At 74.3% G+C, this 1,146-nt stretch carries 1 pseudogene; it reads left to right on the forward strand.

The features are described from left to right. Window positions 1–118: 118 nt before the first annotated feature. Window positions 119–1,146 (forward strand): annotated as a pseudogene (locus AC2W7M_RS26000) (MFS transporter); the annotation flags it as partial.

The raw sequence follows: 1,146 nt of genomic DNA on the forward strand, positions 1-1,146 counted from the left end.
CGGCGACGCGGAGGCGCTCGCCCAGCTCGACCTCGTCGCCCGCCGCACCGGCCTCGGCGCGGTGTCGACGCCGGAAAGCCAGGCCGCGGTGGCGGTGCGCCCGGCCTTGTTCCTGTTCATGCTGGCCGAGGAACTCACCCGGCCGTTCCTGCCGCGCTTCGCGCAGGGGCTCGCCGCCGCCGGCGACGCCATCGGCCCCGATTTGGCCGCGAGCCTGCCCATCGTCGCCTTCATGGCGGTGATCGCGCTGTGCCAGATCCCGTTCGCCGCCTTGTCCGAGCGCATGGGTCGCCGGCCCGGCTTCCTGATCGGCGCCTTGCTCGCCGCCGCCGGCTACGCGCTCTCCGCCTCCACCGGCGACTACATGCTGTTTCTCGCCGCGCGGGTGACGACGGCGGTGGGCTACGCGCTGGTCTTCGTCTCGGCGCAGGGGCACGTGGTGGACCATTCCGCCGGCAGCGCGCGCACCACGGCGCTCGCCGTGTTCGTGCGCGCCATCATGGTGGCGAGCCTGTGCGGCCCCCCATCGGCGGCGTCATCGCCGATCGTCTCGGGCCGCCGGCGGCGTTCATGCTGGCTGCCGGGCTCGCCATCGTCGCCCTCGGCGTCGCCGTCCTCACATTGCCGGCGGCGCGGCACGCGCCGAAGGGCGCGGGGCTGTCCTGGAGCGATCTGAAGAACGCCGCCCGGGCGCCGCGCCTGATGGCGCTGCTGGTGGGCTGCGCCTTCCCGGCCAAGCTGCTGCTCGCCGCTTTGTGCTTCCTGCTGGTGCCGCTCCAGCTCCAGGCGCTGGGCTATTCCTCAGCCGCCATCGGCCGGTTCCAGATGATCTATCCGATCCTGATGGTGGTGCTGGTGCCGGTGTTCGCGGCCATGGCCGACCGGATGTCGGCGCGGGCCGGCTTCGTGGTGCTGGGCGGGCTCATCGCCGGGGCGGGCGCGCTGGCGCTGCCGCTCTATCCCGGCGTGCTGACCATCGCGCTGGCGCTGGTGCTGCTGGGCGTCGGCCAGTCCATGTCCATCGCCTCCCAGTCGGCCCTGGTGGCCGACAGCGCCACCGGCGGCCGTTCGGCCGGCGTGCTCGGCCTGTTCCGCCTGGTGGAGCGCTCGGGCAATGCCGCCGGGCCGGCGGCGGCGGCGCGCTTC

The sequence above is a fragment of the Xanthobacter sp. BG11Y11_SDJG genome (assembly GCF_057364445.1).